General features: G+C 63.2%; 13 protein-coding genes. All 13 read left to right on the plus strand.

From position 1 onward, the window contains the following. The first annotated feature begins 16 nt into the window (after window positions 1-16). The 13 genes from VGN72_11675 to rsmH all read left to right on the plus strand — a co-directional run bounded on the left by VGN72_11675 (window position 17) and on the right by rsmH (window position 17505). Window positions 17-484: a hypothetical protein gene (locus tag VGN72_11675; GenBank protein ID HEV7300016.1), complete on the plus strand. Its 468-nt coding sequence runs from the start codon at window positions 17-19 to the stop codon at window positions 482-484. Window positions 485-910: 426 nt separating this feature from the next. Further along, window positions 911-2374 (plus strand): UDP-N-acetylmuramoyl-L-alanyl-D-glutamate--2,6-diaminopimelate ligase, encoded by a 1464-nt coding sequence (locus VGN72_11680; protein ID HEV7300017.1) that lies wholly within the window; start codon window positions 911-913, stop codon window positions 2372-2374. A gap of 282 nt (window positions 2375-2656) precedes the next feature. Next, window positions 2657-4063 carry a UDP-N-acetylmuramoyl-tripeptide--D-alanyl-D-alanine ligase gene (gene murF / locus VGN72_11685; protein HEV7300018.1) on the plus strand — a complete coding sequence of 469 codons (1407 nt, stop codon included), beginning with the start codon at window positions 2657-2659 and terminating at the stop codon, window positions 4061-4063. A 335-nt stretch (window positions 4064-4398) separates the two neighbouring features. Next, window positions 4399-5541 carry a phospho-N-acetylmuramoyl-pentapeptide-transferase gene (gene mraY, locus VGN72_11690; GenBank protein HEV7300019.1) on the plus strand — a complete coding sequence of 381 codons (1143 nt, stop codon included), beginning with the start codon at window positions 4399-4401 and terminating at the stop codon, window positions 5539-5541. Between the two features lie 468 nt (window positions 5542-6009). Further along, complete coding sequence (locus tag VGN72_11695) at window positions 6010-7209, plus strand: putative peptidoglycan glycosyltransferase FtsW (protein ID HEV7300020.1); 1200 nt, start codon at window positions 6010-6012, stop codon at window positions 7207-7209. Window positions 7210-7393: 184 nt separating this feature from the next. Beyond that, entirely contained in the window at window positions 7394-8509 is a 1116-nt protein-coding gene (locus VGN72_11700; protein ID HEV7300021.1) for a UDP-N-acetylglucosamine--N-acetylmuramyl-(pentapeptide) pyrophosphoryl-undecaprenol N-acetylglucosamine transferase, read from the plus strand. Between the two features lie 390 nt (window positions 8510-8899). Continuing rightward, the gene (murC, locus tag VGN72_11705; protein ID HEV7300022.1) at window positions 8900-10342 is read left to right on the plus strand and encodes a UDP-N-acetylmuramate--L-alanine ligase; all 1443 of its coding nucleotides are present in this window, start codon (window positions 8900-8902) and stop codon (window positions 10340-10342) included. A 343-nt stretch (window positions 10343-10685) separates the two neighbouring features. Beyond that, on the plus strand, window positions 10686-11582 hold the full coding sequence (gene murB / locus VGN72_11710) for a UDP-N-acetylmuramate dehydrogenase (protein HEV7300023.1): 897 nt from the start codon (window positions 10686-10688) through the stop codon (window positions 11580-11582). Between the two features lie 173 nt (window positions 11583-11755). After that, window positions 11756-12658, plus strand: coding sequence for a D-alanine--D-alanine ligase (locus VGN72_11715; protein HEV7300024.1), 903 nt, complete (start codon window positions 11756-11758; stop codon window positions 12656-12658). Between the two features lie 181 nt (window positions 12659-12839). Next, on the plus strand, window positions 12840-13811 hold the full coding sequence (locus tag VGN72_11720) for a hypothetical protein (protein ID HEV7300025.1): 972 nt from the start codon (window positions 12840-12842) through the stop codon (window positions 13809-13811). Further along, the gene (locus tag VGN72_11725; protein ID HEV7300026.1) at window positions 13808-14452 is read left to right on the plus strand and encodes a hypothetical protein; all 645 of its coding nucleotides are present in this window, start codon (window positions 13808-13810) and stop codon (window positions 14450-14452) included. Before VGN72_11720 ends, VGN72_11725 begins: the two co-directional genes overlap by 4 nt. Before the next feature lie 193 nt (window positions 14453-14645). Next, the gene (locus VGN72_11730; protein ID HEV7300027.1) at window positions 14646-15134 is read left to right on the plus strand and encodes a hypothetical protein; all 489 of its coding nucleotides are present in this window, start codon (window positions 14646-14648) and stop codon (window positions 15132-15134) included. 1459 nt (window positions 15135-16593) lie between these two features. Beyond that, complete coding sequence (gene rsmH, locus VGN72_11735) at window positions 16594-17505, plus strand: 16S rRNA (cytosine(1402)-N(4))-methyltransferase RsmH (protein HEV7300028.1); 912 nt, start codon at window positions 16594-16596, stop codon at window positions 17503-17505. Window positions 17506-17678: the final 173 nt, after the last annotated feature.

Consider the following 17678-nt stretch of genomic DNA (forward strand, 5'->3'; position numbering starts at 1 on the left):
GTCGCCGATCGCTCCCATGCCGGACTGCGCCGAGATTGCGCTCTGCTTCGGCGGCTTACGCGATCGCTCCGTTATCCCGCTTGTGCAAACCGGAATCGCGCCCTCGTCGATCTGGAAGCCGCCGGCCTCCTCCAGCAGCTTCCTGCAGCGCTGCAGAGCCTCTGTGCAGCGCTGCAGCGTCCCTCTGCAGTGCTGCAATGCCGCTCTGCAGCGCTGCAACGCCCCTCTGCAGTGCTGCAATGCCGCACTGCAGCGCTGCAACGCGCCTCTGCAGCGCTGCAACGCCCCTCTGCAGGGCTGCAATGCCCCTCTGCAGTGCTGCCGGATCGTCCACCTGCCGTTCTTTGGCGCGGTGGCGGTGCAGTTGGTCTGGACGCTCCACCCCGCCGACCGCCGGTTGATCATCGAGGGCCTCCGCGACGGCCCGATGGGCATCGCCCGGCGCACGCGCGGGGCGACGAACGGAGGGACGGCAGCGGATTAAACCGCCAAGGACGCCAAGGACGCCAAGGGAAGAAGAGGCGAATCAACGCGACGTGTCCGCTCCGACCGTGGCATGGCGCCAGAGCCCATGCTCGTGGTGGGGCCGGAAGACAGCATTGGTTGCAGCGGCTTGGTCGGCGCAGCAGCCAACAAATGAGATTCCTCCTTCCAGTCCACACGCAGGGGCTCTGGCGCCATGCCACGGTTGGAGCACCTTCCCCGCTTCAACTTGGCGTCCTTGGCGTCCTTGGCGGTTTAACTTCTTCCATGTTTTCCCCTTCCCGCGAACCCATCTGGCCTATCGAACGTCTACATTTTCTAACTTGTCGCGTTTGATCTGACCGATGTGCTGTGATAGCTTCGAACCGGCTGGACAAGGATGTCCGACCCGAACGCTTTTCGTAGTCCATTGGGAAAGGACGTCCCGATGCACCTGCACACGCTGCTGTCGCAGCTTCGCCCCCGCCCATCCGTGGCGGGCGTTCCCAACCTGATCATCACCGGCATTGCCGACGACAGCCGCCTGGTTGCGTCGGGCAACCTCTTCGTCGCGCGAACCGGCGTGAAGGCCGACGGGGCCGCCTTCGTGCGCGACGCGCAGACCAAGGGAGCCGTGGCCTGCGTGGTGGCGGCAAAGATCGACAACTGCCCGCTGCCGCAGATCGTCGTGAAGGACCCTGCCGCCGCGGTGTCGCACCTGGCGCACGCGTTTTACGAGCACCCGACCGACGCCGTGCGCGTGGTGGGCGTGACGGGGACGAACGGCAAGACGACGACCACGTATATCATCCGCCACCTTTTAAGCTCGGTGCGGACGCGGTGTGGGATGGTCGGCACCGTCGAGATCGACGACGGCCGCGCCCGCCGCGAGGCCACCATGACCACGCCCGGCGCGGTCGAACTGGCGGGCCTGTTCGCCTCCATGCGCGACAAGGGTTGCCGGGCGGCGGCCATCGAGACCAGCAGTCACGCCCTCGTGCAGGGTCGCGGCGCCGCCATCCGATACGCCGGGGCGGGGTTCACCAATCTCACCGGCGACCACCTCGACTACCACGGCACGATGGAGAACTACGCCGCCGCCAAGGCGACGCTGTTCGCGGCTCTGGAGCCCGACGCCGTCGCGGTCATCAATGGGGACGACAAGTGGTCGGACCGCATGATCCAGGACTGCCCGGCCCGCATCTTCCGCTTCGGCTTCGGCAAGAACGCCGACTACCGCGCCAAGGACGTCGAGATCACCGCGACCGGCAGCAACTTCACGCTCTGCACGCCGGATGGCAAGGCCAACGTGTCGATGGGCCTGATCGGCAAGCACAACATTGAAAACGTCCTGCTGGCCGCTGCCTTGTGCGGCGAGGTGTACGGCCTGAGCGTCCAGCAGCTCGCCAACGGTTTGAAGACCGCCGCCGGCGCGCCGGGCCGGTTGCAGGTCGTCCGCACGGGCCAACCGTTCGCGGTGCTGGTCGACTACGCCCACACGGACGACGCGCTCGACAACGTCCTGTCCGCCCTTCGCCCCTTAACGCGCGGCAAACTCCGCGTCCTGTTCGGCTGCGGCGGCGACCGCGACACCACCAAGCGCCCCCGCATGGCCCGCACCGCCGAGCGGTTGGCCGACGCCGTCTATATCACCAGCGACAACCCGCGCACCGAGCAACCGCAGGGCATTCTGGATCAGATCTGCTGCGGGCTGACCGACCGGGCCAAGGCCATCGTCGAGATCGACCGCCGCGCGGCCATCGAGCGCATCCTGGCGGATGCGCAAGCCGGCGACGTGGTCCTGCTGGCGGGCAAGGGGCACGAGAACTACCAGATCGTCGGAACCGAAAAACACCACTTCGATGATGTCGAGGAAGCCCTGCGGGCCCTGAAGGGAAAGGTGGCGGCGTAAGGCCCCGCTTCTGTAGGACAGGCATTCCTGCCTGTCTCTCAGGGCGTCCTCCTCTCCCCCCGTATTCGGTGGAGAAGAAGCGGTTGAACCGCAGAGGACACAGAGCACACAGAGGCAGACACGGAGAAGACGCCTCTGATTGGGATTTGGTCATTGGTGCTTTGTTTGGCATTGGGGCTTGGGATTTTGGTTTTCAGAGAGACCGGGGGAGACACAGACAAGAATGTCTGTGCCACAGAAGAGAGAATCTAAGGCTGGCATGGAAGCCAGCCGGGGAGCGATGTGAAGGCGTTAACATTACAGCAGATCAGGCAGGCCGTCGGTGGCCGTGCCTTGTCGACGCTGCCCAAGCAGTCGCCTCCCATCACCGCCGTCTGCACCGACACGCGCCGCATGGAGCCATCGTCGCTCTTCATCGCGCTGCGCGGCGACAACTACAACGCCAACAACTTCATCCCCCAGGCGGCCGCCGGTGGCGCGATCGCGGCGCTGGTGGAGGAGATCCCCGACGTCTCGCTGCCGAACGTGCATTTGATCAAGGTCGACAACACGCGCACGGCGCTCGGTAAGCTGGCGACCTACGTCCGCAAGGGCCTGAAGAGCAAGGTGATCGCCGTCGCCGGCAGCAACGGGAAGACGTCGACCAAGCACCTGATTCACGCGGCGCTGTCGGGCAAGTTGGACGGGTCGATCTCGCCCAAGAGCTACAACAACGACATCGGCGTGCCACTGACGATATTGCCGGCCAACCCGACGCAGGACTACCTCGTGCTGGAGATGGGCACGAACCATCACGGTGAGATCAAGGTGCTGTCGGACATGGCCCTGCCCGACATCGCCGTCATCACCAACGTGGGGGCCGAACATCTGGAAGGCCTCGACGATCTGATGGGCGTGCGGCGAGAGAACGCCAACATCGTGTCGGGCTTAAACCCGCGCGGCTGTTTGATCGTCAACGGCGACGACCGTGAACTGGTCGCCGCTGTGCAGCACTACGAGGGGACGATCGTTACCTTTGGCTTTGGCGAGCACAACGACCTGTTCGCGACCGACGTCGAATGGGACCACGCCGGCACGCGCTTCAACCTGAACGGTAGCCGCCGCACGGTGACGGTGCCGATGATCGGCCGTCACAGCGCCGCCAACGCGCTGGCAGCGTTGGCCGTCGCGCGGCGCGTGGGCGTGAGCGAGGAAGAGGCGATCGCGGACCTGGCGCACTCTTCCGGCCCGGACATGCGCATGCAGCGGCACGAGCTGGGCACGCTGACGCTCATCAACGACGCCTACAACGCCAACCCCAACAGCATGCGCGCCGCGTTGGAAACCGTCGCCGGCCTGCCCGCCAGCGGGCGGCGGGTGGCGATTCTTGGCGACATGCGCGAGCTGGGCGACGCCGCCGAGCGGTACCATCGCGAGCTTGGCGCATTCGTGGCCGAGTGTAAGTTCGACCTGCTGCTGTGCGTCGGCGCCGACGCCAAGCTCTACGCCGACGCCGCCCGCACCGCCGGCATGCCGGAACAATCGATCCACCACTACGGCGACGCCAAGCAACTGGCCGGCGACGTGGCGCAGCACATCCGCAAGAACGACCTCGTACTTCTGAAAGCCTCCCGCAGCGTGCGGTTGGAGGAGGTCGCCAAGGTCCTGCTGCACGGTGAAGAACGCGGCACGCGGATGGCGGCAGGATGAGGTTGGAATCCGGTTCCCTCTCCCGGTACTCCGGGAGTGGGTTAGGGTGAGGGTGATTTCGATTTGCAAGCGAATTGACAATGACCAATTCCCAAACCCGAATGACCAATGAATGTCCAAGCACTAATGCCCAATGAAGATGCGTCTTTGGGCATTGGTCATTGGGATTTCATTGGTCATTCGGGTTTGGGAATTGGTCATTCCTCTCCGCGACGCTTGTCATTCGACATCACCCTCACCCAGCCTCTCCCGGAGTACCGGGAGAGGGGCCGGATTGCGCCGGCCACATGTTAACTGTTCGACGATGCTCTTCGTAATTGTTAGGTTCTCCCCCCATGCTCTACTGGCTCGCCGAACGGTTTGAACTATGGCTGGAAGCCCACGGCCTCGGGTTCTTTCGCGTCTTTACCTTCCCCACGTTCCAATCCGTCGTCGCGGTCATCACGAGCTTTCTGATCGTTATTTTCGCCGGCCCTACCGTCATCAGTTGGCTGCGTCGGCAGAAGATCGGCGACCTCGCCACGTTCGACCAGGCCGAGATCGACGCGCTCATGGCGAGCAAGAAAGGCACGCCCACGATGGGTGGCCTGTTGATTGTCACGGCAATCGCCGGCACCACATTGCTGCTGGCCGACTTGACGAACTTCTACGTTGGTATGGCGCTCGTCTGCCTGATCTGGCTCGGCGGTGTCGGCGCCGCCGACGATTGGCTGAAGCTGACCGCCGGCCGGCGCGCCGGTAGCCGCGTGGGGCTCACCAGCTTGGAAAAACTGCTGTTTCAGGTCGGTTTGGGCGTGCTTCTATCCGTTTTCACCTATTACTACGGCCACCAACTTCCCGACACCAGCAAGCTGTACATCCCGTTCATCAAAGACCCGATCCTGCAGATGTCACTGCCGATGTTCGTGCTCGTGGGCACGCTGGTGATGACCGGCACAAGCAACGCCGTGAACCTGACCGACGGTCTCGACGGCCTGGCCGCGGGCTGCGTGGCGATCGCGAGCTTCACGTTCCTCGTCCTGGCGCTGATCGTCGGCGACTACTACCTCGCGCCGTTCCTGAAGATGCCCCACATCATGCCCGCCGGCCAGATGGCGGTGCTGGCGGGGTCGATGGCCGGCGCGTGCCTGGGCTTCCTCTGGTTCAACTGCAACCCCGCCCGCGTCTTCATGGGCGACACCGGCTCGCTGGCGCTGGGCGGCCTGCTGGGCTACATCGCGATCGTCGTCCGCCACGAATTGGTCCTGTTCCTCGTCGGCGGCATCTTCGTCGCCGAGGCGGTGTCGGTGATGATGCAGGTGAGCTACTTCAAGTACACCCGCAAGCGCTTCGGTGAAGGCCGGCGCATCTTCCTGATGTCCCCGCTGCACCACCACTTCCAGCGCAAGGGTTGGACGGAAACCCAGGTTGTCACCCGCTTCTGGCTGGTGGGCGCCATGCTGGCCATGCTGTCGCTGGCGACGGTGAAGCTGCGCTAAACCGCCGATGCTACTCGCTTCTGTAGGACAGGCATTCCTGCCTGTCTCTCCCCCCGTCTTCGCTGCGCAACGAGTCATCGAAGAGACACGAAGGCGCGAAGATCGCGAAGCAGGACGCGAAGGGCAACCGGGCCCGTCGCGGCGGTCTGGGTAAGCCGAAACCCGAAAACATGCACCATTCTGCACCATTCTGCACCATTGGGTGAGCGGGGAAGAGCCAGGTCTGGTCCCGCGAGTCGCCTACTCGGTTCTCAAAGAGCATGCTGTCCAACTCTACGCTCGCGCTGCGCGTTTGACGTGGATGGGGCGCAACGCCCTTCGCGCCTCTTCGCGTCCTCACCTTCGCGACCTTCGCGTCAAAAAACTTCCTCCTTCCGCAGGACGGAAGACGGGGGAGAGCGGAGGGAGAGACAGGCAGGAATGCCTGTCCTACAGAAGATGAGGGTAATCGTCCGATAACGCTTTTGTATGGATGCCTGCATCTACCGCCTGCGCCTCCGCGACATCCTCGCCATCTGCGTGATCGCATTGCTGTTGTTCGGCGTGATCATGGTGCAGTCGGCGGCCACGAACATCACCGGGGACCTGGGATGGGAGTGGACGCAGCGCGGCACGCGGCACCTCATTTACGCCGTCGTCGCGATCGCGACGTTCTTCATCATCGGGCACATGGATTACGCCAGCTTGTTGCGAAGGCGCGACAGCGTCTTCCGCGCCCCCGTGCTCTGGCTGGCGGCGCTGGCGGCGATCGCGTGCGTGCTCGTGCTGGTGCCGGGGATCGGCAAAGAGGTCAACGGCGCCCGCCGCTGGCTGGCGCTGGGGCCGGTGCAGGTGCAACCGTCGGAAATGGCCAAGTGGGCCACGGTGCTGCTGCTGTCGTACTGGCTCACACACCGGCCGGTGAACACGGAACGATTCTTCGGCTTCCTCTGCACATTACTGCCCATCGGGGCGCTGTGCCTACTGGTCGTCATTCAGGACTTCGGCACCGCGGCGTTGATCGCGGTCTGTTCGCTCACGATGCTGCTGGCCGGGCGGGTGAAGTGGTGGCATTTGGCGATCGTTATGCCACCGGTGCTGGGGGCGGCGTTCTGGTTCGTGTATCACAAGGAATATCGCTGGAAGCGCATGACCTCGTTCCTCGACCCCTACGCCAGCCCGCAGGGCGAGGGCTACCACATGATCCAGTCGCTGCTGAGCTTCAGCACCGGCGGCATCCTCGGCAAGGGGCTTGGCAACGGCATCCAAAAGCTCGGCTATCTGCCGGAGGACACCACCGATTTCATCTTCGCCGTGATATGTGAAGAATTGGGCCTGTTCGGCGCGCTGCTGACGGTCGTACTGTACCTGGGCATCGTGTACGTCGCCTGGCAGACGGTGAAGCAGAAGCGGGATGACCTCGGCCGGATGCTGGCGTTCGGGATTTCGACGATGCTGACGCTGCAGGCGGTCATCAACATCGCCGTCGCCACGGTCAGCGTGCCGACGAAGGGGCTGTCGCTGCCGCTCATCAGCGCCGGTGGCAGCGGATTGGTCATCACCTGCGCGGCCCTCGGATTGCTCTACAGCGTCACCCGCACCAGCCCCGACGAATCGCCGGAGCGCACCCGACTCGCGGACGATGGGTACAAGATGGAACAACCGCAAGAATCGAAGCGGGCGGCGTAGAAGAATGGAAGAGACGCGAAGGCGCGAAGGAGGACGCGAAGAAACGCGAAGGTAAAACAGGGTGGAAAGTTTTGCCCCCTATCCGACGTTACACTGACGAATGATGAACTGATCCATTAAATTGAACTTCGCGATCCTTCGCGTCCTCCTTCGCGCCTTCGCGTCTCTTGCTCTCCAAAGAACCATGCCAGACAGTCCAACCATTCTCTTCGCAGGCGGCGGCACCGGGGGGCACCTGTATCCGGGCATCTCGGTCGCGCAGGCGTTGCTGAAGGTGAACCCGAACATCAGACCGTTGTTTTTGACGACGAACAAGGAGATCGACAAGGTCATCCTCGAGCCGACCGGTTTTGAATTCATCCCCCAGCCGATCGTACCGCCGGTGAAAACGGTGGGCGGGCTATTAAAATTCTGGAAGAGCTGGCGGGACACGAAGGACATCGTCCGCAAGACGATCAACGACCGCCGCCCCGCCGCCGTGTTGGGGCTGGGTGGGTACGCTGCGGGCGTCGCAGTGAAGGAAGGCGCCCAGCGCGGGCTAAAGGCGGCCGTCATCAATCCGGACGTCATTCCCGGCAAGGCCAACCAGTATTTGCTGCAGTACGTCGACACGGTTTGCTGCCAGTTCGCCGAAACCGCCGAGCATGTCGAACCGAAGCATCACGGCAAGCTCCGCGTCACCGGTTGCCCGATTCGCACCGAAATCCTTGCCATGCCCTCGCGCGACGAGGCGATCGCCCGCCTGGGGCTCGAACGCCGGCTGAGCACGCTGGTCGTCACCGGCGCCTCGCTGGGTGCCAAGACGGTTAACGAAGCCATCCTGACGATGCTGAAGGACGTTACGCTGCGCGGCTGGCAGATCTTGCACCTGAGTGGCCGCGAACACGTCGACAGCGTGCGGGCGGGGTACCGCGAATTGGAACAGCCGGCCCGCATCCTCGACTTCACCCCCGCGATGGCGGACGTGTGGGCGGTGGCGGACATCGCCATCAGCCGTAGCGGCGCCAGCAGTTGCGCCGAATTGACCGCCTGCGGCGTGCCGAGCATCCTGCTGCCCTACCCGTACCACAAAGACATGCACCAGCGCGCCAACGCCAAAGTGTTGGCCGACGCCGGCGCCGCGATTTTGATCGACGACGACAAGGACCGCCGCAAGAACGCCGACAAGCTCCGGCCGGCGTTGGAGTCGCTCCTGTTCGACGGAAACAAGCGCAAGGCCATGTCCGACGCCGCGAGACGCATCGGCAAGCCCAACGCGTCGGATGAAGTCGCCGCGGCGATGCTGGCGATGATCGGGTAGCGGAACCCTCTTCTTTAGGACAGGCATTCCTGCCTGTCTCTCCCCCCGTATTCTCGAAATCAAAATCCCAAGCGCCAATGCCAAACAAATGACCAAGCACCAAATCCCAATCAGAGGCTTGCTCCTCCTCTCCGTGTCTGCCTCTGTGCTCTCTGTGTCCGCTGTGGTTCAACCTCTTCTTCTTCGCGCCACCTTCGCGACGCCTTCGCGGCCTTCGCGTCTAGATCTTTTCTGAATACGGGGGGAGAGGCGGACGCCCTGAGAGACAGGCAGGAATGCCCGTCCTACAGAAGTGGGAATTGGGCGGCCGATGACAACGGAGCAAACCCAACGCCATTTGAACGCGTAGATACAAACAAGTACCATCGCCGCACACCACAAGGGAGTCGCTTGGCACAGCAGACGCGAATGGATTCGCAGGCCTCATCAACCCTCACGCGCCCCGCGAGCCGGTTTACCGGCAAGCGCGTCCACTTCATCGGCATCGGCGGTAGCGGCATGAGCGGCTTGGCCCGCATGCTGCTCGACAGTGGCGCGATCGTCACGGGTTCCGAACCCAAGCCGTCCGACGTCACGTTCGCCCTGGGCATGAGCGGCGTGAAGATCTCCCGCGACCAGCTTGGTGAACACCTCGACCGCGGCGTCGGCCTCGTCGTGCGCTCGGCGGCGGTGAAGGACGGCAATCCTGAATATCTGGCCGCCAAGGCCTACGGCATTCCGGTGGTGAAGTACGCCAAGCTGCTGGGCGAAGTGATGGCCGAGCGGCACGGCATCGCGATCGCCGGCACGCACGGTAAGAGCACCACCACCGCCATGACGGCGTACACGCTGCTGCAGTGCGACGTCGACGCCAGCTTCGTCGTCGGTGGCACCGTGCCGCAACTCGGTGGTGGCAGCCGCAGTGGCGCAGCGGCGGCGTTCGTCGCCGAGGCCTGCGAGTTCGACCGCTCGTTCCACAACCTGCGCCCGTCGGTCGTCGTGCTGACCAACGTCGAGGAAGACCACCTCGACTGCTACAAGGATTTGAACGACATCATCGACAGCTTCCGCACGTTCATCGGCATGGTCCCCGACGACGGCACGCTGATCGTGAACGGTAAGGACGTTAACGTCGCCCGCTCGATCGCCGGCACGCGGGCAACGATCGAGACGGTGGCGCTTATCGATCATGTTCTTCGTGCCCCGAACTACACCTGGAGCACCCGCCCGATCGGCATCGTCAACGGCTGCCACACCGGCGAGCTGTACCACAACGGGGTGCGGGTCGGCACGATCCAGCTGTCGGTCGCGGGGGAACACAACCTGATCAACGCGACCATGGCGATCGCGGCCTGCGCGACCTGCGGCGTCGACCCCGCCCGGGCGGCGGTCGCGATCGGGGGCTTTAAGGGGGTCGACCGCCGGATGACCGAGATGGGCCACTGCAACGGCGCCACGATCATCGACGACTACGGCCACCACCCCACCGAAATACGTGCCACGCTCGCGGCCATTCGCGAGCGGTACCAGCCGAAACGGTTGTTCTGCGTCTTCCAGCCGCACCAGCACAGCCGCACGCGGTTCCTGCTGGACGACTTCGCCACCGCCTTCACTGCCGCCGACGAGACGATCGTGCCCGATATCTACTTCGTGCGCGACAGCGAGGCTGAACGTGCCATGGTCAGCAGCAACGACCTCGTCGCCCGCGTCACCGGCAACGGTCAGGCCGCCATTCACCTGCCGATCTTCAGCGACATCGTTAACCACCTGAAGGCGAAGATCGGTGATGGCGACCTCGTCGTAACGATGGGCGCCGGCAACGTGTGGGAAATCGGGCGGGATCTGGTGGGGTAGAAGAGAGTTTAAACCGTCAAAAGACGCCAAGGAAGAGAGCAGTCCGGTCTTATCCCCTCTCCCGGTACTCCGGGAGAGGGTTAGGGTGAGGGTGATTTTGAACTGCTGGCGACTCTCACAAGAACGGAATCACCCTCACCTAGCCTCTCCCGGCGTACCGGGAGAGGGACCGGAGCGCCCGGCCTCAAATTCCTTGGTGCTCTTGGCGGTTCAATCTCTTCTCCGCGACCTGAAAATATGACGAATCGAAATTGCCGGTGCAAACGCATGGGCGAGCGGCCCGGGGCACGGTAAAACAGGGGCGCGTCATCCATTCGTTTTATGTCCTAGACTCCTTTTGCTGATGAAACTTCACACCGCCAATCCGTTCGCCGACCTGGAAGAGATCGTGACCGAGAACGCGCCGCTGGCGCCGCTCACGTGGTATCGCATTGGTGGGCCGGCCCGCTGGCTCGTGCGGCCGCGGTCGCTGGACGAGTTGCAGACCGTCGTGGGGCGCTGCAACGAGGCGGACATCAAGACGTTCGTGCTTGGCTTGGGCGCCAACCTGCTCGTGGGCGATGCCGGCGTGGACGGTTGCGTGATCAAGCTGGACGCCGAGTACTGGCGGCGGGCGAAGATCGACAAGACCACGCTCGAGGTCGGCGCGGGCGTCGACATTCAGAAGCTCATCCTCCGCACCGTGCGCAGTGGCCTGGCAGGCATCGAGACGCTCGCGGGCATCCCCGGCACCATCGGGGGTGGCATTCGTATGAACGCCGGTGGCAAGTACGGCGACATCGGCTCGCGCGTGACCAAGGTCACCGTGATGAGCCAGGACGGTACCGTCTTCGACCGCCTGAAGGATGATTTGATCTTCGAGTACCGCAGGACGAACATCGTTGCGCCGTTCATCTTGGGCGCAACGCTCGAGTTAGAGCAGGAAGACCCCGACGAACTCATGCGGCGGACGAAGGAAATCTGGATGTTCAAGCGCAACAGCCAACCGCTGAACACCAAGAGCGCCGGCTGCATGTTCAAGAACCCCCGCGGCCTGTCGGCCGGCGCCTTGATCGACAAGGCCGGTCTGAAGGGCTTCCGCGTGGGCGGCGCCGAGGTCAGCACCGTCCACGCCAACTTCATCATCGCCCACCCCGGCTGTAAGGCCGACGACGTGCTGAAGATCGTCAAGATCATCAAGGAACGCGTCGCGGAGAAGAACGAGATTGAGTTGGAGAGCGAAGTGAAGGTGTGGGGATAGATGGAAAGCGGAACGCCGATCCCCTCTCCCGGTACTCCGGGAGAGGGTTAGGGTGAGGGTGATTTCGAGTGACGAGAACCGTCAGCAGTTGGAAATCACCCTCACCCAGCCTCTCCCGGAGTACCGGGAGAGGGGCCAGAGCGGCCTCCTTTGCAACGAACACCGAGACACCCATGAAAGTCACAGTTCTCTACGGCGGCCCCAGCGCGGAACGCGAGATCTCGCTCATCAGCGGCAAAGCCGTCATCGAAGGCCTGAAGTCGATGGGCCACGAGGTGTTCGCCAGCGACGTGTCGCCGACGGACCTCGCGGGGCTCGATCATCCTGCGGACGTCGTCTTCCCCGTGCTGCATGGGCAGTTCGGTGAAAGTGGCGAGCTGCAGGAGATCCTGGAAAGCCGCGGCCTGCCCTTCGTGGGCAGTGGCAGCGCGGCATCGCGCACCGGCATGAACAAGGCCGCGTCGAAGGACCGCTGGAAGGCCGCCGGCCTGCCGACGGCGGCGTGGCAGGTGATTAATGGTGGGCCGGAGGCGGTCGCGGAGCTGTCGATCGAGGCCCCCTGCGTCGTGAAGGCGCTCGACAGTGGCAGCAGCATCGACGTCTACGTCTGCAAGACCAGCTCTCACGCCAAGGCCGCGCTCGGTGAACTGCTGGCCAAGCATGGCCGGGCGATGGTCGAAAAGTTCGTGAAAGGCACCGAGCTGACTGTCGGCATCCTGGAAGAAAAGCCGCTGGCGCCGATTCGCATCACGACCAGCCACGAGTTCTTCGACTTCACCGCCAAGTACAAGGGGAACGACGCCCAGCACCACTTCGACCTTGGTTTGCCGGGCGACGTGATCGCCAAGGTGCAGGAGATTGCCAAGCGGGCGCACGAGACGATCGGTTGCCGCGATTTGTCGCGGGTGGACGTGATTGTGGACGAGGGATACCAGCCCTGGATCTTAGAAATTAACACATTACCGGGCTTTACGCCGAAGAGCCTATTACCGGAAGCCGCTGCACACGGTGGGACCGCGTTTGGGCCGCTGGTGGACCGGCTGGTGAAGCGGGCGAAGGAGCGTGGATCGAAATAGGAGCCGACGGACACATAGGCCTGTCATCCCGATAGGAGGCTTGCCGACCTGAGGGATCTCCCAAGTCGGACGACCGCCCGTGGCTCGAGATCCCTCAGGTCGCCTTAGGCTCCCTTCGGGATGACAACTTGTGCGCGATGACCCTCTCCCGACGCACCGGGCGAGAGGGAACTAGAAATAAATGGCCAAGAGCAAGACGACAACCTCCACCAAGAACCCGCCTAAGCCGCCACGGGAGCCGATGCTCTCACCCGCGGCCCGGCGGCGCGTGATTCATGCGCTGGCGGCGTTCATCGTCATCGTGGCGGCCGGTAGCGGGTTGTACGTGTTGAAGCGGCACGTGAGCCGTGATCTGACCTACGTCATCGATCCACCACGGGTCGTACTGAAGAATCGGCCCGTCTGGATGGGCGATTACCTGGCCACGCAGATCGTGCGGTCGGTCCGCCCCACCGGTGGGCACTCGGCGGCCGACAAGCAGGTGCTGGAAGACACGTACGCCGCGTTGCAGCGCAACCCGTGGGTCCACCAGGTCCACCAGGTCCGCCGGGTGTATGGCGAGCAGCCGGGCGATACGATCGAGATCGACTGCGACTTCCGCGCGCCGATCGCGCTGGTGAAATGGGGCATCTACTACTGGCTGGTCGATGGCAACGGCGTGAAGCTCCCCGAACAGTACACCGCCGACCTGGTGCCCAAAATCGTGCTGGACCAGAACAAGCGCCCCGCGATCCGCATCATCGAAGGCGTCAAGCTGCCCCCACCCGAAACCGGCAACCCGTGGCACGGCGACGATCTGCACGCGGCGCTGGACATGATCAAGCTGTTGTACGGCCGACCGTTCGCCGACGACATCGTGAAGGTCGACGTCACCAATATTGCCGGCCGGGTGGATGGGCGCGAGGCCCAGGTCGTGTTGGTGACCAAGTGGGACACGCAGGTGCGCTGGGGCCGCCCGGTGAACGCGAAGGACTTCATCATTGAAGCGCCGGTCGCCCGCAAACTGCAGGGCCTTCAGGACGTTTACGCCCAGTACAAGCGCGTGGACGCGGGCAAGCCGTGGATCGACGTGCGGTTCGACAAGATCACGCACCCGGTGTCGACGCCCGCACCCACGCCACCGGCGGGCGCCTCGGCGAACGTGACACCGTGACGGCGCCTCACCCCACCCAATCCGTTGAGCCACCACCGCGCAGCGCGCCGGCCGGCGTCAACCACGCCAAGCAGCCTCACCGAAATCGCCCGATCATCTTCCCCCTACTGCTGTGGCTCGCGGTGCAGCTCGCCGCCTTGGTGGCCGGGGCGATGGGATGGCGGTGGTCGGCCAACTACACCGATCCGGGTGATCTTGAATCGTTGCGGTTGATGCTGATCGTGCAGGTGTCGGCGGCCGCGCTGTTGTCGCGGTACATCTGCCGGGATCCGATCGCGACAATCGCGTGTGCGTTCACCGTCTGGCCCTTCGCAATTGGGGCGGCGTACTTATCGGCCACCCCCTTCTTCTGGACCGCCTTGGCGGCGACCTACATTTCCGTCTGGGTGCTTAGCCTGGGGCTGCTGAGGCACGTACCCGCTCCACTTTCCACCACAGTGCCCGCTTTGCTGGCGATGATCGTGCTGGGCGTGCCCGGGTTGAACTACCTCTCACAGGAGTTCGGCAGCGGAAAAACCTTCGAAATTGGGCCGATCTACGACATTCTCGACCTGATGAACGGCACCGGTAACGCCGGTAACGTCCTCCTCCCCACTGTAGTCGTCCTCGCAGGCCTCGTGTTTAGACTGCGTAATCATTAAGCAACTTGCGACAAGTTCTACACAAGTTATCCACAACCAGAACCCCCATTTTCACGCGACGAGCCCGTTTTCGTACGTTAAGACGGGAAACTTGAGTAATTTCTATAGCTTTCACGTTTTCGTTTGCAAAGTGGGCGAAAGTGGATAGATTTGGTGCATCGACGAACACGAGTGGAGCAAAGAGAGAAACCCCTTGCGACACCCGTTATTTGTCGATTCTCATGAACTGGCCGTCGACGACAAGAGTCGCCTCTTGGTGCCGGCCGAGTTCCGAAAGCGGTTGGATACGGAACGCGACGGTGAGGCGTTCTACCTGACCAGCGGCACGATCAACGGGAAGCCGTGGCTGTACACGGAACGGTACTACGAGTACCTGGCCTCCCGCGATCCCGGTGATTTGCTACCGGGTGAAGATCAGAACGCGTTTGAGCAGATGTACTACGCCTTGGCGAGTCGGCTCGAGATCGACAAGCAAGGCAGAATCCTGATCCCGGAGAAGACGCTGAAGCGCCTCGGGCTCGGGAAAGAGTTGACGATGTGCGGCGTTCGCGACCACTTGGAATTGTGGAACCGCGACGAATGGGAAGCGTACCGTACGTCACTGGAACAACGCCGTGCTGAAATCACGGCGAAGGAAAGTTTATCCCGTCGGTTGAACCCGCCGGCGCCTCAGGCTCGCTAGCCTGCATCAGGTGCCGGAACACGAGGATCTCGACGGGGGCATCGTCCCGAAGCCGGGGAAAAGCGGCGACGGACGCGATGTAGGTGGATCTCAATCATGTCCTCGGCCCGGGCAAGGGCCGGAACGTGCTGGTGTGGTTCTTACTCAGGGAAGAGTGGGACCCCCTCTGTTGAGTTTTGTTTGTCAGACGCTTGTTTCCGTCACGACCGATAGGTGTCGGTGGCGCCAGGGATGGTGCGCATCAACACGACTTCGCTTTGCCCCCGCAAGGACGCTTCCGGGCACGAAGTGATCGATCCGAACCCGCGCGCCACAGGATGTGGCAATCTGGTTCGCGGCCGTGACAGGCGCAAGTGGTAGTGGACCGGGTCGGGTTCAGGTGTGTACCCGCCCCGCTGCATTACGGCATCGCCCGCCGATCGTCCAAACGGATCATCGGTGTCGCGACGGACCGCTACGCCCCAAGGACTCGGGCGGTCGGCGGGTGGTGCCCTCTGCTACGCAAAAGCCTGATCTGGACGCCCGGTACCCCGTGTCGAAGACTGCGCGTGGTATCGGTCGCCCTGTCGGGTCGCTTTCATCCGAATCTACCGCACGAGCCGTGCACCGTTCTTGCGTCAGGATGATGCTTGAACGGTTCCCGGAACGACGGCAGAGTCGGATCGCATCAAAGATCGCCGATCACCTCATGGATAGAGGCGGCCGGTGAGTCAGTGCTGTCGCGATACACGTGGAGTCGTCTCACGGATGGGGCCCCCTGCCTCTTGCTAAAGGGGGGGATTGGACGCCCGACTCTGCCGTATCGTACCGGGAATTTTCTAACTTGTTGATGCCTCGCCACAGGCATGACGATCGCGGCTCGCGCCACCATCGTTCTGGCTGGTCCGACTCGCAGCTGCGCGTCGGATGCGTTCTCACGATCACTGCTATCGACGAAACCCACTGCGAAGGCTCAGGTCTTCCTGTCGCATCCCACCCCTGCTTCTAGAGACGATACGCCCCTGCTGTCGTTACAGCGAACATCGCCCGAACTGTAGGATTATTCACAAAACAGGATCCGATTGCAAGCTGAATCCGCTTAGGGTTTTCAGTCAGTTCAAAGGAAAATTGCCTTAAGGCTGGCGGACGCAGCCCTGTTGCCCTGCGCCCCGTTGTCATCCCGATGGGAGCCTTAGGCGACCTGAGGGATCTCGAACGACGGACGTTTCTCGGCCTTGGGAGATGGGTCAGGTCGGCAAGCCTCCCATCGGGGTGACATCTCCCGGATTAATGCAGAGTTTCTGACCGCTAGCTTAGAGCCGCTTCACTGGGGCTCCCTCGCGTAATGCGCCTGTTTTTGCCTGCCCGACCCAAGGTCCGCGTTACACCAGACCCTCCCACCGTCAGCCTGCAGCCTCTTCCCGTAGCATGGCCGTCCCCGCGATTGCCTGTCGTCGACTGCACCCGTACGCTGACGTGCATGTCCGACGAGCAAGCCATTGGTCACGATCCGGTCCTGCTGCGCGAATGCCTGGAAGGGCTAGCCGTCGGTGAAGGCAAGACGATCGTCGACTGCACGCTCGGGCGAGGCGGGCACTCGTTGGCGATCGCCAAGGCGCTTGGCCCCACCGGCACGCTGATCGCGCTCGACGCCGACCCACGGAACTTAGAGTTTGCCCAATCCCGCCTGAACGCCGCCGGCATCGCCGCCAATGTACGGCTGTTCCACGCCAACTTTGCCGAGCTATCGGACGTGCTGACTGCCGCCGAGGTACCGCTGGTCGACGGCATCCTCGCCGATTTGGGCATCAGCACGAATCAGCTCTTCGACGAGCAGTACGGTTTGTCGTTCGCCGCGGCCATGCCGCTCGACATGCGCATCGACCCGCGCACCCGCCCCAGCGCCGCCGACGTGGTGAACACGATGAAGGCCGACGATCTGGCCAACGTCCTATATAATTTGGCCGACGAACGCTATTCCCGCCGAATTGCCCGAAAGATTGTGGAGGCCCGCCGGGTTTCGCCGATCACTACTACGGATCGGTTAGCGGACCTCGTGCGGTCCGCGATACCCAAACGAGGTGGACCTCCGGAACGGATCGACCCGGCCACCCGCACGTTTCTGGCGCTTCGCATGCACGTCAACGCCGAGCTGCACAATCTGCAGACCCTGCTGACGACCGCACCGAAGCACCTGAAGCCCCGCGGGCGACTGGCGATCATCAGCTTCCAATCGACCGAAGATCGATTTGTGAAGACGGCGTTCCGGTCGGCGGACGAGCGCGGCGAGCTTTCGGTCATCACGAAGAAGCCCGTCACCCCATCCGACGACGAACTGACCGCCAACCCTCGAAGCCGATCCGCGAAGTTACGCATAGCGGCCAAGGTTTGACCGCTGTGCCGTGATGGAAACGACACGATCCGCCCCGGACGCCGATCGCGGTGAACGGAAGGCGTGGGCAGTAGGCAGTGATGATCGGGCAGTGAAGCGAGACGCCACGTTCTCCTTCGCCGCCCGATAACCACTGCACACCGTCCACTACTTCCTCCCACGATTGGCCCCTC

The organism is Tepidisphaeraceae bacterium, assembly GCA_035998445.1.
Taxonomy (GTDB): Bacteria; Planctomycetota; Phycisphaerae; order Tepidisphaerales; family Tepidisphaeraceae; genus DASYHQ01.